Annotated in this window: 17 protein-coding genes; 16 read left to right on the forward strand and 1 reads right to left on the reverse strand. The window is 30.0% G+C overall.

Going from position 1 to position 18,245, the window contains the following annotated elements; all coding sequences use genetic code 11:
• The 16 genes from ELQ12_RS08545 to ELQ12_RS08620 all read left to right on the forward strand — a co-directional run.
• Positions 1-1,596: motility associated factor glycosyltransferase family protein (locus tag ELQ12_RS08545; protein ID WP_134264708.1), on the forward strand; the 1,596-nt coding region annotated here is incomplete at its 5' end.
• 3 nt (positions 1,597-1,599) lie between these two features.
• Positions 1,600-2,571: a 4,6-dehydratase LegB gene (legB, locus tag ELQ12_RS08550; protein ID WP_134264709.1), complete on the forward strand. Its 972-nt coding sequence runs from the start codon at positions 1,600-1,602 to the stop codon at positions 2,569-2,571.
• Complete coding sequence (gene legC, locus ELQ12_RS08555) at positions 2,564-3,709, forward strand: aminotransferase LegC (RefSeq protein ID WP_134264710.1); 1,146 nt, start codon at positions 2,564-2,566, stop codon at positions 3,707-3,709. Before legB ends, legC begins: the two co-directional genes overlap by 8 nt.
• A 1-nt stretch (position 3,710) precedes the next feature.
• Positions 3,711-4,631 (forward strand): methionyl-tRNA formyltransferase, encoded by a 921-nt coding sequence (locus tag ELQ12_RS08560; RefSeq protein ID WP_134264711.1) that lies wholly within the window; start codon positions 3,711-3,713, stop codon positions 4,629-4,631.
• Positions 4,628-5,248 carry an acetyltransferase gene (locus ELQ12_RS08565; RefSeq protein WP_134264712.1) on the forward strand — a complete coding sequence of 207 codons (621 nt, stop codon included), beginning with the start codon at positions 4,628-4,630 and terminating at the stop codon, positions 5,246-5,248. The genes ELQ12_RS08560 and ELQ12_RS08565 overlap by 4 nt, the downstream gene beginning before the upstream one ends.
• Positions 5,245-6,006: a 3-hydroxyacyl-CoA dehydrogenase NAD-binding domain-containing protein gene (locus ELQ12_RS08570; protein WP_086032218.1), complete on the forward strand. Its 762-nt coding sequence runs from the start codon at positions 5,245-5,247 to the stop codon at positions 6,004-6,006. The genes ELQ12_RS08565 and ELQ12_RS08570 overlap by 4 nt, the downstream gene beginning before the upstream one ends.
• Before the next feature lie 65 nt (positions 6,007-6,071).
• Positions 6,072-7,193 carry an N-acetyl sugar amidotransferase gene (locus ELQ12_RS08575; protein WP_134264713.1) on the forward strand — a complete coding sequence of 374 codons (1,122 nt, stop codon included), beginning with the start codon at positions 6,072-6,074 and terminating at the stop codon, positions 7,191-7,193.
• 56 nt (positions 7,194-7,249) lie between these two features.
• Positions 7,250-8,254: a N,N'-diacetyllegionaminate synthase gene (gene legI / locus ELQ12_RS08580; protein WP_053872376.1), complete on the forward strand. Its 1,005-nt coding sequence runs from the start codon at positions 7,250-7,252 to the stop codon at positions 8,252-8,254.
• On the forward strand, positions 8,235-9,434 hold the full coding sequence (gene neuC / locus ELQ12_RS08585) for a UDP-N-acetylglucosamine 2-epimerase (RefSeq protein ID WP_279586140.1): 1,200 nt from the start codon (positions 8,235-8,237) through the stop codon (positions 9,432-9,434). The genes legI and neuC overlap by 20 nt, the downstream gene beginning before the upstream one ends.
• Complete coding sequence (locus ELQ12_RS08590) at positions 9,431-10,342, forward strand: formyltransferase family protein (protein ID WP_053872378.1); 912 nt, start codon at positions 9,431-9,433, stop codon at positions 10,340-10,342. The genes neuC and ELQ12_RS08590 overlap by 4 nt, the downstream gene beginning before the upstream one ends.
• Positions 10,343-10,345: 3 nt before the next feature.
• Positions 10,346-11,017 carry a PIG-L deacetylase family protein gene (locus ELQ12_RS08595; protein WP_070261719.1) on the forward strand — a complete coding sequence of 224 codons (672 nt, stop codon included), beginning with the start codon at positions 10,346-10,348 and terminating at the stop codon, positions 11,015-11,017.
• Positions 11,017-12,042 carry a nucleotidyltransferase family protein gene (locus ELQ12_RS08600; RefSeq protein WP_070261720.1) on the forward strand — a complete coding sequence of 342 codons (1,026 nt, stop codon included), beginning with the start codon at positions 11,017-11,019 and terminating at the stop codon, positions 12,040-12,042. The genes ELQ12_RS08595 and ELQ12_RS08600 overlap by 1 nt, the downstream gene beginning before the upstream one ends.
• Positions 12,039-12,944: an L-glutamine-D-fructose-6-phosphate isomerase subunit gene (ptmF, locus tag ELQ12_RS08605; RefSeq protein ID WP_070261721.1), complete on the forward strand. Its 906-nt coding sequence runs from the start codon at positions 12,039-12,041 to the stop codon at positions 12,942-12,944. Before ELQ12_RS08600 ends, ptmF begins: the two co-directional genes overlap by 4 nt.
• Positions 12,937-13,644, forward strand: coding sequence for a CMP-N,N'-diacetyllegionaminic acid synthase (gene legF / locus ELQ12_RS08610; protein WP_070261722.1), 708 nt, complete (start codon positions 12,937-12,939; stop codon positions 13,642-13,644). Before ptmF ends, legF begins: the two co-directional genes overlap by 8 nt.
• On the forward strand, positions 13,644-14,414 hold the full coding sequence (locus tag ELQ12_RS08615; RefSeq protein ID WP_070261723.1) for an oxidoreductase: 771 nt from the start codon (positions 13,644-13,646) through the stop codon (positions 14,412-14,414). Before legF ends, ELQ12_RS08615 begins: the two co-directional genes overlap by 1 nt.
• Before the next feature lie 24 nt (positions 14,415-14,438).
• Positions 14,439-16,313, forward strand: coding sequence for a motility associated factor glycosyltransferase family protein (locus tag ELQ12_RS08620; protein ID WP_070261724.1), 1,875 nt, complete (start codon positions 14,439-14,441; stop codon positions 16,311-16,313).
• Positions 16,314-16,346: 33 nt separating this feature from the next.
• Here ELQ12_RS08620 and ELQ12_RS08625 read toward each other — a convergent pair whose 3' ends face one another.
• On the reverse strand, positions 16,347-18,083 hold the full coding sequence (locus ELQ12_RS08625) for a flagellin A (RefSeq protein WP_134264714.1): 1,737 nt from the start codon (positions 18,081-18,083) through the stop codon (positions 16,347-16,349).
• Positions 18,084-18,245: the final 162 nt, after the last annotated feature.

The raw sequence follows: 18,245 nt of genomic DNA on the forward strand, positions 1-18,245 counted from the left end.
GAGCTAAAAGATAAAAAAATAATTATTTTTAACATTAACAATATAGACATTCAAACTTATGCTACTTTTGCAAACACCAATCCTTTTTTTAACTTTTCTAGAATTTATTTTTTAGAATTGAGTAGTGATTATTATGAGAAATTTCATGAAGATATTTTAGAGCTTAATAAAAACTTATCAAACTATTTTAAAAATGCTATAATATCTCATGGAAATGATCCTTTAGATGCCTTGCAAGGAATAGAACAATTTGTCCATAATCTTCCTAAAATGATCACTCATCCAAGATATATAGATTTACTTAAAAAAAGACAAAATTTAAGCGATACTGCAATTATAGTCTCTACTGGCCCTAGCTTAACTAAACAACTCCCATTATTAAAACAATATGTCAATAAAGCTACGATATTTTGTGCAGATTCTTCTTATCCTATTTTAGCTAAACATAATATTAAACCTGATTATGTTTTATCTCTTGAAAGAATTCCACTAACCTCTGAATTTTTTAACAATAATTTTGGAGAATTTGATAAAGATATATTATTTATTTTAAAATCAGTTGTTCATCCAAATACTATTAAATATTTAGAAAAAAATAATAGGAATTATATGCTTGTATCAACATATGCAAATTTTATCGAATATTTAAAACTAAATGATTTTGGATATTTTAATATGGGAAAAAGTGTTTCCAATATGAGTTATTTACTTTCCACTCATTTAAAACATAAAAATATTATCTTAATAGGGCAAGATTTAGCTTACGCTGATAATGGGGATTCGCATACAAAGGATTATCAAAATCTAGATAAACACAAAGGACATTATCAAAGAGACAAAGGAAAATATACAACCCTATCATATGGAGGAAATCAAACTGTAGAAAGTTCTTTTGCCTGGACTTTATTTAGACAAACTTTTGAAAATGATATTACATGTTTAAAGAAAATTTTAAAAATCAACACCTACAATTGTACTGAAGGTGGAGCTAGAATAGAAGGAGCTATAGAAAAACCTTTTAAAGAAGTATGTGAAATACTGCTTGAAAAAAACATTCAAAAGCCTTTCCCTAACATTAAACCTTTAAACCATTGCAAACAAAACGAATTAATGCTTAAAGCTTATTATAGAATTTATAAAAGTATTAAACATTGTCAAGAATTTAAAAAAGAAATTGAAGCTACTTATCTTAACATAGAAAAAGAATATTTATTATTAACTGATTTAAATCTAGAAGAAAGCAAGAAAAATATAATTATCAATAATCTCATGCAACAAATAGATAATTTTAAAGAAAAACTAGAAGATGAGAAAAATATATATGATATAAAACAAATATTGGGTCCATTTTTAATCCAATTTGAGCTAAACCTTGCTAGAATTTATGTTTTAAATCCAAAAACACCAGAAGATAGTTTTAATAAATCTTTACTTTGGATCAAAGAACATATGCAATATATACAAATGATTTATGGACATATAGAAGCACAAGAAAAAACATTACTTAAAAATATTCTTCCTTTGGAAAATGAACTTAAAGCAAGAAAACTTCAAAAATGGCAAGAAAAGATTAAAAATAAATTAACTTTAAGGTAAAAAATGAAAAATATTTTAGTTACAGGTGCTGATGGTTTTATAGGCTCTCATCTTTGCGAAAGCTTAGTTAAAAAGGGTTTTAAAGTTAGAGCTTTAAGTCAATATAATTCTTTTAATTTTTGGGGTCATTTAGAAAAAAGTCCTTTTTTAAAAGACATGGAAGTAATAAGCGGAGATTTAAGAGATAGCTTTTTTTGCGAAAAAATCACAAAAAATATAGACGCGATCTTTCATCTTGGTGCTTTAATCGCCATTCCCTACTCCTACGCAGCCCCACAAAGCTATGTGGATACCAATGTCAATGGTACTTTAAATATGCTCGAAGCAGCTAAAAAAAACAAAATTTCACATTTTATCCACACCTCAACAAGCGAAGTTTATGGCACAGCCTTTTATGTACCTATCGATGAAAAACACCCTTTACAACCTCAAAGCCCCTATTCTGCAAGCAAAATCGCTGCGGATATGATAGCGCTGAGTTATTATAATTCTTTTAATTTAAATATCAATATTGCACGCCCTTTTAACACCTATGGTCCAAGACAAAGCGCAAGGGCCATCATACCTACAATCATCACCCAAATTTTAAGCGGAGCAAAGGAAATCAAACTAGGAGATTTAAGCCCTAAAAGGGATTTAAATTTTGTATTAGATACTTGCGAGGGTTTTATTTCTCTTTTAAATTTAAAACATTTTGGAGAAGTTTATAATATAGGCTCAGGAGTAGAATACTCCATGCAAGAAGTACTTGATCTCATACAAAAAATTTTAGACTCTAAGGTAGAAATCATCCAAGATGAACAAAGACTCCGTCCTAAAAATAGTGAAGTTTTTAGACTTTGTTGCGATGCAAGCAAGCTTAAAAAAGCTACAAATTGGCAAAGCAAAATAAGCTTAGAAGAAGGTTTAAGACAAAGCATAGAGTATTTTAAAGAAAATTTAGAAAATTATAAAAGCGAGCTTTATAATGTTTGAAAAAGAAATTTCTTTTATAAAAAGTCTTTTTAATAAAGAAAATATCGCCTTACACGAACCTTGCTTTATAGGCAATGAGAAAAAATATCTCTTGGAATGTATCGACAGTGGCTTTGTTTCAAGCGTGGGAGAATTTGTAACGCGTTTTGAAGAAGCTTTAAAAGAAAAAACCAAAGCACGCTTTGTCATCGCTACAAATACAGGTACAGCAGCCCTTCATATCGCTTTACTAGCTAATGGTATCGATGAAAACTGCGAAGTCATCACTCAAAGCATAAGCTTTGTCGCCACGGCCAACGCTATCGCTTATACAGGTGCAAAGCCCGTTTTTTTAGATATAGATGAAAACACTCTAAGTTTAAGTCCTAAGGCTTTAGAGCATTTTTTAGAAAATCAAACTTATCAAAAAAATGGTTTTAGCTATAACAAAACCACCCACAAACTCATCAAAGCTTGTCTTATCATGCACACCTTTGGTTTAAGTGCTTATATAAAAGCCATCAAAGAGCTTTGTGAAAAATACCATATCCTTTTAATCGAAGATGCTGCAGAAGCCTTAGGAAGCACCTATGAAAACAAGGCCTTAGGCACTTTTGGAAAGTGTGGAATTTTAAGTTTTAATGGCAATAAAATTATCACAGGCGGATGCGGTGGAGCGATATTAAGCGACGATGAAAATTTAGCCAAGCTTGCAAGACACCTTAGCACCACAGCTAAAATCCCCCATCCTTACGAATACGATCATAATAGGATAGCTTATAATTACCGTCTTTGTAATGTAAATGCAGCGATCTTGCTTGCAGGACTTGAAAATTTGGAACTTTTTTTAGAAAATAAAAGAGAACTTGCTAAAATTTACAAAGATTTTTTTAAAAATCATGATAAATGCAAATTTATCGATGAAAAAAGTAACGAAAAAAGCAATTTTTGGCTCAACACCTTGCTTTTTAAGGATGAAAATTTAAGAAATATCTTTTTAGAAGAATGCTTGAAAAATAATATTTTCGTCCGTCCTGTATGGAAAAGCTTACCAAGTTTAAAAGCTTTTCAAAACTGTCAAAGCGATGAGCTTATAAACACTGAAAAATTAGAAAAACGCTTGGTTAATTTACCTAGTAGCGTTAGAATAAAGGAATGATATGCTTAAAATAGGATATTTTGCCGATGGAAAATGGGCTAGAATCTGTCTTTTAAAAATACTTCAAAACCCACAAATTCAAATTAATTTCATCGTTTTAAGAAAAACTAAAGATACAAAACTAGAAAAACTTGCTTTAAGATACCAAATCCCTTGTTATACCCATATCGATATAAACTCTAAAGAATTTCTCAATGAGCTTGAAAAATATTCTAACGACTTGTTAGTTTCTATGAGTTTTGATCAAATTTTTAAAGAGGAGCTTTTAAAATTATATCCTAGAAAAATTATCAATTGTCATGCAGGTAAACTACCTTTTTACAGGGGTAGAAATATATTAAATTGGGCATTAATTAATGATGAAAAAGAATTTGGCATTAGTGTTCATTTTATCGACAAAGGTATTGATACAGGTGATATTATTTTACAAAAAACCTATGATATAAAAGACAGTGATGATTATACCACTCTTTTAAATTTATGTCATAAAGAATGTGCGAGTTTGCTATATGAAAGTCTTATTTTATTTTTAGAAGATAAGGTTAAGGCTTATAAACAAAAAGAAGGGGGATTTTATTGCCCTAAAAGAAAAAAAGGCGATGAAATTATAAATTGGACTCAAAGTACTAGAGAGATTTTTAATTTTATCCGTGCTTTAAATGCTAAAGATTTAGGTGCTAGTGCCTTTATAGATAAAAAAGAAATAAAAATTTATAAAAGTGAAATTTACAAAGATAAAATTTTTAATGCTCCAATAGGAAAAATTGTTAAAAAAGAAAAAAATTTTTTCATCGTAAGCACTAAAGATGGTGCTTTAAAAATTACCAAATTTAAAGGAATGATAAATATGCAAGAAAAATTTAAAATAGATAGGGGGGGGGAATTTGATTTTTTTACTTCTTCTTTTAGGAGAAGTGCGTGAAAAATGTCATCATTATAGGAGCGGGTGGCTTTGCTAGAGAGCTTTATTCTTATTTAAAAGATACAAATTACGAAATTATAGGCTATATCGATATACAAGAAAATAATTTTTTTGACTTAAAATATCTAGGTAATGAAGATAATTTCGATAAAAAATTGATTCAAAAAGCATCTTTTGCCTTAGGTGTAGGACAAATCAATTTAAGAAAAAAAATCCTTTTAAAACTTTCAAAAAAATCATGTAATTTTATCACTTTTATACATCCTCAATCTTTTGTTTCAAAAGAAGCTAAAATAGGACAAGGGGTTATAGTGTGTCCTTTTGTAACCATTAATGCTAATTCAAGTATAGGAGATTTTGTGCTTTGTAATATTTATTCAAGCATAGCTCATGATTGCAAGGTAGGAGAAGGAAGTATTTTAAGCCCTTATGCTACACTCAATGGAAATTCAAGCATAGGAAAAAATTGTTTTTTAGCTACTAGAGTTAGTCTGTTGCCTTGCGTAAACTTAGAAGATAACTGCATAGTAAGCGCAGGTAGTATTATTAGCAAAAACTACACATCCAATCAACTTATTTTTCATAAAAATATAATTAAAACAAGGAAAAAACAATGAAAGAAATTAATATCATAGGCTTTGGTTTAATGGGTAGGCAAATAAGTGCTTTATTTTATTTATTGGGTTATGAAATAGGTGTTTATAGTAAAAGCAAGCCCAATATATACGAATTTGAAAAACAAATAAAACTTCTACAAAGAAAAATAGATTTTTCTAATTTTAACTCCGGAAAAATAAATATTTACCAACATATAGAAGATCTTAAAAATAGCTTGACTATAGAAAGCTTAAATGAAGATTTAAATTTAAAAAAAGAAATCATACAAATTCTTAGAGACAATAATAATATAGTTTTTTCAAATTCAAGTTCTTTGGGTATGGATGATTTAAACTGCGATTTTATACATTTTTTCAATCCTATTTATATCAAATTAATAGAACTTTGTGGTTCTAATTTAGAACGATTTACCCCATTGAAAGATCTTAAAAAATTAGGATTTCATATCATTCGCAGCAAAGGCAATCGAGGAGCTTTAGCAAATTTACTTTTGTTCAATGAAATTTCATCGTTTTTTAAAATTATAGAAAAATACAATTACAATTTCAAAGAATGTCAAACAGTTTACGATTTGCTTTATGAAAAAAGAAATTTGTTAAATATTATCGACACTATAGGCATAGAACTTTGTGATAAAATTTGTAAGAATTTAAAAGAAGAAGATGAAAATTTTTACCATCCAAAAATCTTTAAAAAGGCCTTAGAAAAAGGAATTTTAGGTAGAAAAAATAAAACAAAAATAAGTGATATTTTATAAAATAAGTAAATATTAATTTAATATTTTATATAATCTAATCTTTTTATTAAATTGAAGGGGTGGAAATGATTTATTGTGATCACTGCGTGATGCCAAATACTAGACCTGGTATTAATTTTACAAAAGATAAAGAAGGTAAAAATATCTGTTCAGCTTGTATCAATCATAAAAATAAAGAAAATATTGATTATAAAGCAAGATTTAAAGAGCTTGAAGCCTTATGCGATAAATACCGCAGAATGAATGGAAAATTTGAATATGATTGCGCTATTGCTGTGAGTGGAGGTAAGGATTCGCATTTTCAAGTGCATATTATGAAAGAAAAACTTGGAATGAATCCTATTCTTTTTAGTGTTGAAGATAATTTCACTATGACTGAAGCGGGTAAGAAAAATCTTAAAAATTTAAGTGAAACTTTTGGTTGTCATATCATTAGCTTAAAACCCGATATCAAAACTCAAAAAAAAGTTATGCTAAAAACCTTTGAAAAATATGGAAAACCTACTTGGTTTATAGAAAGACTCATGTATAGCTATCCTTTTGCCATGGCTTTAAAATTTAACACCCCCTTGTTAGTTTATGGGGAAAATATTAGCTTTGAATATGGAGGTAGTGATGCCAAAGAAACTCCTAGTGCCAAAGACATATTTCTAAATGGCGTAGCTAGTGACTTGGATATAAATGAATTGAGAGATGATGAAATTAAAGAAGAAAATTTACAACTCTTTTTCAATCCCAATGCAAACGATATCAACAAACTTAATCCTATTTATCTAAGTTATTTTGTAAAATGGAATTCTTATAGCAATTATATTTTTGCTAAAAGTCGTGGTTTTAACGATCTAGAAGGCGAATGGAATAGAACTCATGCTATAGAAAATTTTGATCAAGTTGATAGTATAGGCTATACTCTACATGCTTGGATGAAATACCCTAAATTTGGTCATGCTATGGCAAGTGATTACGCGGCTCGTTTCGTGCGTTATGGACTTTTAAGTAGAAAAGAAGCTATTAAACTTATACAAAAAAGAGATCATAAGCTTGACAATAAATGCGTTGAAGATTTTTGCAACTTCATAGGTATTAGTAAAACTACATTTTGGAAAATAGTAGAAAAACACTATAATATGGATTTATTCTATAAAAATAATTTTGGAGAATTTAAGCTAAAAAATCCTTTAAAATAATTTGGAACGACTCTTGCTTTAATGCTATAATTAAAGAAAAATTTTTGGAAAAAATCATGAAAAAAACTTTAATCATCGCAGAAGCAGGAGTCAATCACAATGGCGATTTAAATTTAGCTAAAAAGTTAATAGAAATCGCAGCTAACTCAGGGGCTGATTTTGTTAAATTTCAAAGTTTTAAAGCCAAAAACTGTATCAGCACAAAGGCTAAAAAAGCACCCTATCAGCTTAAAACGACAGCTAGTGATGAAAGTCAGCTTCAAATGGTGCAAAAACTCGAACTCGATCTTAAAGCTCATAAAGAGCTTATCTTACACGCAAAAAAATGCAATATTGCCTTTCTTTCTACTCCTTTTGATCTTGAAAGCGTAGATCTTTTAGATGAGTTAGGTTTAAAAATCTTTAAAATTCCAAGCGGAGAAATCACCAATCTACCCTATCTTAAAAAAATTGCAAAGCTTAATAAAAAAATCATACTTTCAACGGGCATGGCAAATTTAGGCGAGATAGAACAAGCTTTAAATGTACTTTGCAAAAACGGTACTAAACGCCAAAATATCACTCTTTTACACTGCACTACAGAATACCCTGCCCCTTTTGACGAGGTCAATCTTAAAGCCATGCAAAGCTTAAAAGATGCTTTTAAGCTTGATGTGGGTTATTCTGATCACACTCAAGGCATACACATCTCCCTAGCTGCGGTTGCCTTAGGAGCTTGTGTGATAGAAAAGCATTTTACTCTAGATAAAAATATGTCAGGGCCTGATCATAAAGCAAGCCTAGAACCCCATGAACTTAAAATGCTTTGCACTCAAATAAGACAAGTACAAAAGGCAATGGGTGATGGCATAAAAAAAGCAAGCAAAAGCGAACAAAAAAATATCAACATAGTAAGAAAAAGTTTAGTGGCCAAAAAAGACATCAAAAAAGGAGAAATTTTTAGCGAAGAAAATCTTACCACCAAACGCCCCGCAAATGGTATAAGTGCTATGAGATATGAAGAGTTTTTGGGTAAGATTGCTACTAAAAACTACAAAGAAGATGAGCTTATCCATGAGTAAAAGAAAAATTTGTATAGTCAGTGCAACAAGGGCTGAATGGTATCTTTTAAGAAATTTATGCCATGAAATTCAAAATGATAAAGATCTAAGCCTTCAGATCATCGCTACAGGAGCACATTTAAGTCCTGAGTTTGGACTCACTTATAAAGAAATAGAAAAAGAATTTAAAATAACTAAAAAAGTAGAAATGCTTTTAAGTAGTGATAGCGAAATTGGAATTTGCAAAAGTATGGGTTTAACTCAAATTTCTTTTGCTGAAGCATTAAACGAATTAAAGCCTGATATTATAGTGGTTTTAGGAGATAGGTATGAAATTTTTTCTTGCGTAGCCAGTGCCATGATTTGTAAAATCCCTGTAGCACATTTACATGGCGGAGAAGCAACTTGGGGCTTGATCGATGAAGCCATACGCCATAGCATTACCAAAATGTCGCATTTGCATTTTGTAGCTACAAAAGAATACCAAAAACGCGTCATTCAACTTGGAGAATCCCCTTTGCGTGTTTTTAATGTAGGTGGATTTGGGCTTGATAATATTGCTAATTTAAAGCTTTTAAGCAAAGATGAACTTCAAAAAGCATTGAATTTCACCTTTGAAAAAAGAAATTTTCTTATCACTTTTCATCCTGTTACCTTAGAATACCAAAGCTCTCAAAAGCAATTTCAAGATTTGTTAAAAGTTTTAGATCTTGAATACAAAAAAGAAAATTTAGGACTTATTTTTACCAAGTCAAATGCAGATACCAATGGACGCATTATCAATGAAATGATAGACGATTTTTGCTCTTGTCATAAAAATTGCATAGCTTTTGTTTCTATGGGTGCTTTAAACTATCTTAGCTCCATGCAATTTATAAATGCAGTTGTTGGAAATTCTTCTAGTGCTTTATGTGAAGCTCCAAGCTTTAAAATAGCAAGCATTAATATAGGCGATAGACAAAAAGGACGCATTAAAGCAAAATCTGTAATTGACTGCGAAGCCAATTTTAAAAGCATAGAAGAAGCTTTTAAAAAACTTAATGATAAAAATTTCATTAAAGAATTAAAAAATACTGAAAATCCCTATGGAAAAGCAGGAGCCGCTAAAAAAACAAAGGAAATTTTAAAAAATTTTAATCTTGAAAATATTTTGAAAAAAGAATTTTTTGATATTGATTTTTCTACGGAGTTTGAAAAATGAGAATTTTTTTCATAGGTTGTGTTCAATTTTCACATTTTGCATTAAAAAAACTCTTGAGTTTGCAAAATGAAAATTTACAAGTTGTAGGCATAGCCACCAAAGAAAAATCCGATTTTAATAGTGATTTTTACGATCTTAAACAAGACATAAAAAATCTTCCTTGTCTTCATGTAAAAGATATTAACGATGCTCAAAGTTTAAAATTTATCCATTCTCTTAAGCCTGATATTATTTATTGTTTTGGCTGGAGCTCTTTGATTAAAAAAGAACTTTTAAACTCGTACCCCATCATAGGTTTTCATCCTTCTAAACTTCCTTACAATCGTGGAAGACATCCTATAATATGGGCTTTATTTTTAAACCTAAAAGAAACTGGATCAAGCTTTTTTGTTATGGATAAAGGAGCGGATACAGGTAGAATTTTAAGTCAAAAAAGCATTAAAATTTCATCTAAAGACAATGCTAAAAGCTTATATGAAAAAATCACTCAAAAAGCCCTTAAGCAAATAGAAGATTTTACTTTAAAAATTTATAAAAAAAGTCTAAAAAATAAAGATTTTAAAAGTATTTTACACGCCTTATCTTATAAACAAACAAAAGGAAATACATGGAGAAAAAGAGATTTTAAAGATGGAAAAATCGATTTCAGGATGAATAGTTTAGCCATTTATAATCTCATTCGTGCTTTAGCACCTCCTTATATAGGAGCTGAAGTTTTATATAATAATAAAATTTATAAAATCTACGAAGCTAAAATCGTTAAAAATTCACAAAATAATTTAGAATGTGGTAAAATTTTAAAAGTCGATCAAAAAGGAATTTTAGTTAAAAGTTATGATGGAGCCATACTTTTAACCAAGCATAATTTTGATATTTTACCTAAAAATGGAGAATACTTTAAAGGATAAATTTTGTATAAAAAAGTTTTAGTTATAGCAGTTCATCCTGATGATGAAACCTTAGGAGCTGGAGGAACTCTTTTAAAGCATAAAGCAAAAGGTGATGAAATTCATTGTATCTTTTGCACAGATATTTTTGAAGATGAAGGATTCTCTAAAGAACAAATTGATACAAGAGAACAAGAACTTCAAGAAATTTCTAAAAGCTATGGTTTTACAAGCATACATAGACTAGGACTTAAAACGACAAAAATAGATCAATACAGCCAAGCCCATCTTGTCTCTTTATTCTCACAAATTTTTGAAAAAATTAAACCTAATATTCTTTATTTACCCTTTGCTTACGATGTGCATAGCGATCATAGAATTATTTTCCAAACCGCTTTTTCATGCACTAAAAGTTTTCGCTATCCTAGTATAGAAAAAATTTTAATGATGGAAACCTTAAGCGAAAGCGAATTTGCACCCGCTTTAACACATCAAAGTTTTATACCTAATGTTTTTGTAGATATTAGTGATTTTTTTGAAAAAAAATGCCAAATAATGAAAATTTATAAAAGCGAACTAGGCAGGGCACCTTTTCCAAGAAGCATTGAAAATATAAAAGCTTTAGCTACCTTTCGTGGTTGTACAGCTAATTTTAAATACTCCGAAAGCTTTATTTTATTAAAAGAAAGATTGTGATGGATATCAACAAACTCAAACTTACCCCTGATTCAAGCATAGAAGAAGCTTTAAAAATAGTCGGAAAAGAACGCGTTAGACTAGGCATTATAGTTGACGAAAAAGATAAATTTTTAGGAGTCATTAGTGATTCAAACATCAGAAAAGCTTTAATTGGTGGCAAAACTTTAAAAGATAGCATCAAGGATATTTACACTAAAAATCCCATCACCATAAAAGAAAACACAAGCAAAGAAGAACTTTTAAAAATTTCTGCTAAAACCGATATTTATGATTTTCCTGTTTTAGATAAAAAAGGGCAAATCCTTTCTATAAAATCTATCTCATCACTTTTAAAAGCCAATCCAAACTCCATTATCATCATGGCTGGAGGCTTAGGATCTCGCTTAAAAGAGCTGACTAAAGATACTCCAAAACCCATGCTAAAAGTAGGCAAAAAACCCATTTTAGAAAGCATAGTCCAAAGACTTAAAAATCAAAATTTTGAAAATTTTATCTTTTGTGTGAATTATAAAAAACAAATCATAGAAGATTATTTTCAAAAAGGGCAAAAATTTGGGGTTAAAATCTCTTATGTTAAAGAGCGTAAAAAACTAGGTACAGCAGGAGCTTTAAGCCTTATAAAACAAGATTTTAAAGAAAGTTTTATAGTCATGAATGCAGACATTTTAACCGAGCTTGATTTTAATGCTCTTTTAAAAGCGCATAAAAAATCAAAAGCTTTAATGAGCGTTTGCGTGCGTGAGTTTGAACAACAAATTCCTTATGGAGTTATCACTCAAAAACAAGGTTTTATAGAAAATATAGAAGAAAAACCCACTCAAAAATTTCTAGTAAGCGCAGGAATTTATGTACTTGAAAATGAAATTTTAAATTTCATTGCTAAAAATGAATACCTAGACATGCCCGAACTCATCAAACTCGCTCTACAAAAAGGCAAGGTAAATACCTATATCATCAATGATTATTGGATCGACATTGGAAGGCCAGATGAGTTTTTAAAAGCCAATGAGGATTTTAAATGAAAATCTTAATCATAGGCTTTGGAAGCATAGGAAAAAAGCATTTTTTAGCCTTAAAAAATTTAAATTATGAAGTAAGTTTGCTTTCTTTAAGTGCTAAAGAAGAAGAATTTAAAAACACTCCAATTTATCGCTCTTTAAAAGAATGTGATTTAAACGAATTTGATCTTTTTATCATTGCAAATATCACTACGGAGCATTTTAACACCTTAAAAACTTTAAATGAGCTTGTAAAAGATAAAATCATACTCGTAGAAAAACCTTTATTTGAAAAGGTGCAAAATTTCACAAGCTCAAAAAATCACATTTATGTGGCGTATTTACTACGTTTTCATCCTGTGATTGTGGCTTTAAAAAAGCTTTTAAAAGAGGAAAAAATTTATTTTGCTAGTTTGGTTTGTAATTCTTATTTGCCCCATTGGAGGGCTTTAGACTATAGGCAAAATTACAGCGCTAAAAAAGAGCTAGGTGGTGGGGTTTTACTCGATCTTTCTCATGAAATCGATCTAGCCTTTTTTCTTTTTGGAAACTTAGAGCTTGAGTACTCCCAAAATGCTAAAATTTCAGAGCTTGACATAACAAGCGATGATTTTGCCTTTTTGGCTTTAAAAAATTCACAAGAAGCTAAAATTCATATAGAATTAGGCTATTTTTCTAAATTTAACAAAAGAGAAATTACCATTCATACTTTAGAAAAAAGCTTTAAAGCCGATTTAATAAACAATAAAATCGAAATTTATCACAAAGATCAAAGTCAAAAAATCTTAAATTTTGAAAACAATACGATAAAAACTCTTCAAAATTTACATCAAGCAATCTTTGAAAAAGACAAAGAACTTTGCGATCTTAAGCAAGCTTTAAAAGTACTTGAACTTTGCGATGAAGTAAGGAAAAAAAATGGCTGAAATTTTATGCACCATTTGTGCTAGAGGTGGAAGTAAAGGCGTTAAAAACAAAAATATTAGAAAGATTAACGAAATTGAAATGATAGCTTATAGCATCATACAAGCTCAAAATTCAAAGCTTTTTAAACACATAGTCATAAGTACTGATAGTGATGAAATCGCAAGTGTAGCCCAAAAATATGGCGCTGAAGTTTTTTTCAAAAGAGAAGCTCATCTTGCCAATGATCAGGCTGCAAAACTTCCTGTTATGCGTGATGCCTTGCTAAGAAGTGAAGAGCACTTTAAAACGCGTTTTGAAACTCTCATAGACTTAGACGCTTCAGCCCCGCTTCGCTCAAGCCTTGATATAAAAAAAGCTTATGAAAGTTTTGTTAAAAATGATAATTCCAATCTCATTACCGCAGTTCCAGCTAGACGCAATCCTTATTTTAATCTCATAGAAATACAAAATAACAAGGTAGTAAAATCCAAAGAAGGAAATTTTACTACCCGCCAAAGTGCCCCAAAATGCTACGATATGAACGCTAGTATTTATATCTTTAAAAGGGATTATCTTTTAGAAAATGATAGTGTTTTTGGAGAAAAAACAGGGCTTTTTGTGATGGATGAAAGCACGGCTTTTGATGTAGATAGCGAACTTGATTTTAAAATCGTAGAGTTTTTGATCTCTTTAAAAAATTTATCACCAAAGGATTTTTAATGCTTGAAAATAAAGTCATCTTTGTAGCAGGAGCTTGTGGACGCATAGGTAAAGCGCTTTGCAAAAAAATACTTCTTAATAAAGGCACAGTGATACTTGCAGATATCAACAAAGAACGCTTAAAAGAACTGCGAGAAAATTTAGAAACAAATTTTAAAACAAAACTTTTAAGCTTAGAACTTGACATCACCAAACAAGAAAGTTTGCAAACTGCCCTTAAAAAAAGTCATGAAATATATGGTAAAATAGATGCTTTTGTCAATTCAAGCTATCCTTTTGGTAAAGATTGGGGTAAAACGCCTTATTATGAACTCAAATACGAACAAATTTGTGAAAGTTTAAATTTACATTTAGCAGGTTTTATACTGGCAGCTCAAGAATTTGTGAAATTTTTTAAAAAACAAGGTTATGGCAATATCATCAATCTTAGCTCCATCATGGGAGTTTATGCACCAAAATTTGAAAACTATAAAGGCACTTCTATGCAAAGCTCCTTAGAATATAGCGTGATAAAAGCAGGGATTAATCACATGGGTGCTTGGTTAGCCAAAGAGCTTTTTAATCAAAACATACGTGTTAATACCCTAGCAAGTGGGGGAATTTTAGATAATCAAAACGAACTTTTTTTAAAAGCTTATAGAAAATGTTGTGCGAGTAAGGGTATGCTAGATGCAGACGATATATGTGGAACTTTAGTATTTTTGCTTAGCGATGAGAGTAAATTTATCACAGGGCAAACTTTAGTAGTAGATGATGGATGGGGATTATAATTTTTAGTTTTTAAGGAAAAATAAATGCAAAACAATAACTATTTTGAAAAAAATTTAGAGCAATTAGATAAAGAATTAAAAAATAAACTTAATTCAATTAAAGAATTAAGAGAATTTAGTTACACCATCGGAAATGATGCGCTAGATATTAATATTATAAAAAAACGAAATTTAAAATCTATCTATAAAAACCCCTTGGTAGAATTACAAGAATCTCTAAAATATTTTAAAAATTTCTCCCATTATCCGCTAATGTTATTTTATGGTTTAGGAAATGGAATATTTTATAAAGCTCTTTTACAAAACAAAAAACATAAACAAATCGTAGTTTTTGAAAAAGAATTAGAAATTATATTTTTAGTTTTACATTTAGTTGATTTTAGTCAAGAATTAAAAGAAAAAAGATTTAAAATAATCTATACTAAAGATTTTAATTATGTATTAGCTGATCAAATATTTTCATCGAATAGATTTTATTTGTTTGTTAAAACCTATAACCTTCACTATCATTGCGATTTTTATAAAATCTATCAAGAAGATATAAATAAAATTAATTCTTATAATATTCAAGCCATTAAAAATATTTCATTGCGCAAGGGCAATGACCCAAAAGATGCTATGCAAGGAATTGAACAATTTATTTGCAATATCCCTAAAATAATCAACCATCCAAGTTACAAAGAATTACTTAAAAAAAGACTCAACTTAAAACAGACTGCTATTATAGTTGGCACAGGACCATCTCTAACAAAACAATTACCTTTATTAAAAAAATGTCATAACAAAGCCATAATTTTTTGTGCAGATAGCGCTTACAATATCCTAGAACGAGAAAAAATAAAACCTGACTATGTTTGTATGTTAGAAAGAGATGAAATTGTTTCTGAATGTTTTAATAATGATTTTAAAAATTTCGATAAAGATATCTTATTTTTATGCGCCTCTCTTATACATAAAAAAACAATTGACTATCTTGAGAAAAATAAAAGAAATTATCTTTTAATTACACGAGCACAACCCTTTGCTTTATCCATAAAACTCGATGAATTTGGATATATAGGAGGTGGAATGAGTGTATCTCATATGATGTATGAAATAGCATGCCATATGAAATTCCAAAACATTATATTAATTGGACAAGATTTAGCTTATGGTGATAATGGAATTTCACATTCTAAAGGATTCATACACGCAAATTACCATGATGGACATTATCAAAGAGATTTTGGCAAATACACAACAACTGCATACGGGGGTATAGGAAAAGTAGAAAGCTCTGAAACTTGGACATTATTTAGACAAATTTTTGAAAATTACATTTTTAACATTAAGACAAGTAAAACTTATAATTGCACCGAAGGTGGAGCAAGAATAGAAGGTGCTATAGAAAAATCATTTAAAGAAGTCTACAATGATCTTTTAAATATTGAAATCAAAAAACCCTTAAAAAGAGTATATAAATTAACACGAAAAGATCAAAATCTTTTATTGATTAAAGCCTATAAAAATATCAAAAAAAATATCAATTTATCAGAACAACTTGCTAAAAAATGTAAAAAATTATTTAAACAAATTTCAGAACAAAAAAAACAAAAATACACCCTAGAAGAGCTCGTTATAAAACTAGATTCCTTTAAAGAAACATTAGAACATCCAAAATATAACTTTATTCAAGAAATTTTAGGACCAACTTTATATCATGAAGAAAGTTTATTGGCGCCTATTTTTGTACAAGATATAAAAAATGAAAGTGAACGCCAAAATAAAATTTTAGCATGGATTTATGCTCATAGATCATTGATTGAAAGTATTTTAGAACTTGTTTTAGTATTAAATCAGAGGTTAAAAAAAGATATCGTTCCCTTGCGTGATATACTAGAAAGAAGAAAACTTATTTAATTTAATGAGAGATAAGCTCTCTCATTAAAAAATTTATTGAAGTAATTTTAAAACATTTTGCTGCACAGCATTAGCTTGGCTCATAGCATATGAACCTGATTGTGCAAGGATATTATATTTAGAAAAATTTGCACTTTCTGCTGCAAAGTCCACATCTCTTATGGTTGATTCTGCTGCCTTAACATTTACTTGAGTTACGGTAATGTTATTTATAGTTACTTGAAGCTGATTTTGTACAGAACCAATGTCAGCTCTAATTTGATCAAGATTTGTTGTAGCAGTCTCTACTATATCCATAACAGCCATTGCACCTTTAAGAGTGGTTACGCCAGCACTTTCTGGCTTTACACTTAAAACATCAAGTTTCATTGTAGCAAATTGAGAATTGTTTGATCCTGATGAAAACCCTGAACCACTGCTTACATTATAAGCTGTACTAACAATAGTATTTGTAGCTCCAGAAACTACAAAAATATTTCCTTCTAAAAGTTTAGAATAAGCTCCAGCTTGTCCTACAGAATATCCAGAACCTGAAGAAAATCCTGAACCTTTTGTACTCATCCAATCAGCAATACTACCAGCTGCTCCACCAGTACCAGAAACGATAAGCTTTCCACCATGCACAGAATTAAAACCCATAGCATCTGCTATTTGACCATCAATTTGACCCTTTGATTCTCTTAAAGAAACAGAAGACTGAGAAACAAAACCTCCTCCTGCACTAAAACCAAAACCTGTTCCACTTATATCTATATCTCTACCATCATTTTTAACCAAAGATAAGCGACCATAGTTTTCTTTTTGAGAATCTTTAATACCCGAAGCTGCACCTATATCACCTGTGATTTTAATCCCTCTACCATCTCTTGAGGTTAAAACCAATTTACCATTCTCATCTTTAGAAGCTTCAACACCTGTAGTGTCTTTTACCGAATTTATAGCAGCGATTAAAGAACCGTTTTCATCGCTTTGTTTGTAATCAATCGCACCTATTACAACACCATTGATAGCAAAATCAGCACTAGTTGAACCCTCTAAGATAGAATGCATACCTACAGTTTGAACATTAAAACTAGCTCTAACGCCAGTTTTATCTGCATTTCTATTAATCTCTTCAGCTAAAGCTCCAAGACCTGTACCCACAGAAGTTGAAATCACTACATTTTGAAATTTAAAATCTTCCAAACCGTTATAGTTTTTAATAACCATTGAAGCCACGCCAGAAGCAGTAACATTATATCCTGTTTCAAATCTTGTAACACCGATTTTAGAAGATTGGGTTGGCCCTATACTTGCTTTTATAGTTTGGTTTGAGCTTGCACCGATTTGAAATTCTTGATTTGTAAAACCACCACTTAAAAGTTGCTTACCATTAAATGAAGTAGTATTAGCGATATTATCAAGTTCTTCCATAAGACGATTGATATCTGCTTGAAGCATGGTTCTTGTTTTTGTACTTTGTCCATCTTGAGCCGCTTGAGTTGCTTTAGTCTTGATAGTATCTAAGATCTTAAGTTGCTCATCCATAGCTTTATCTGCAGTCTGTAAGATACCTATAGCATCGTTACCATTGTTTATAGCTTGACCTAAGGTTGCTGCTTGTGAACGCAACGAATCTGCTATCGCCATCCCTGAAGCATCATCTGCTGCTGAGTTAATTCTAAGACCAGAACTTAATCTACTTAAAGACTTATCAAGTTCATTGGAATTAACAACTGAATTTGCATGTGCATTTAGTGCACCGATGTTGGTGTTTATTCTAAAACCCATTTTAAATCCTTTCAAAATATTGCATCGAAAAGATTAAAGCAAGAAGTGTTCCAATTTTAGTTTAGTTAAAAATTTTAAAGCTTATAAAAAGCCTAGTATTTCTACTAGGCTTGGATTTGTATATATGCAGCATTCTTAAAAGAATGTAAAGTGATTTTAAGA

Source organism: Campylobacter sp. US25a (genome assembly GCF_004379075.1).
GTDB classification, from domain to species: Bacteria; Campylobacterota; Campylobacteria; order Campylobacterales; family Campylobacteraceae; genus Campylobacter_D; species Campylobacter_D jejuni.